Genomic DNA, 479 nt, shown 5'->3' on the forward strand with positions numbered 1-479 from the left:
AGTACGAGTTCCAGACCCTGTTGGGCGACCGTGCCGTGGCACGCGGCTTCGACAACAAGGCCGGCCTGTTTATCGTGGCGGAGACTCTCCGGCTCATCAAGGAAGAGGGTGGTTTGTCTGACGGTGTCGGGGTCTACGCTGTCGGCACGGTACAGGAAGAGATTGGTTCACGCGGCGCCCGGACCTCGGCCTTTGGCATTGGCGCGCAAAGCGGGCTCGCTGTGGATATGGAACATGCCATTGACTATCCTGGCGTGAGCAAAGCGCAATATGGGGAGCTTGACCTTGGAAAAGGGCCAAGCATTTCGCGCAGTGCCAATACCAACCCGGTTGTTTTTGATCTGATACGCCGAGCGGCACTGGAGGAGAGCATCCCCTACCAGGTGCAGGCTACGGGTGGAACCACGCCAACCGACGCTAATGCGATGCAGATCAACGGCTCAGGCATGGCGACCGGACTTCTGGGCGTTCCACTTCGG

1 protein-coding gene is annotated in these 479 nt (G+C 59.9%); it reads left to right on the forward strand.

What is annotated here, in order from left to right:
* Nucleotides 1-479, forward strand: a 479-nt coding sequence (locus tag SxD43FB_RS23960) for a M20/M25/M40 family metallo-hydrolase (RefSeq protein WP_141249660.1), incomplete at both ends; no start/stop codon positions are given.

This window comes from Sphingobium sp. D43FB, from assembly GCF_002312805.1.
In the GTDB taxonomy this organism is placed as follows: domain Bacteria; phylum Pseudomonadota; class Alphaproteobacteria; order Sphingomonadales; family Sphingomonadaceae; genus Sphingobium.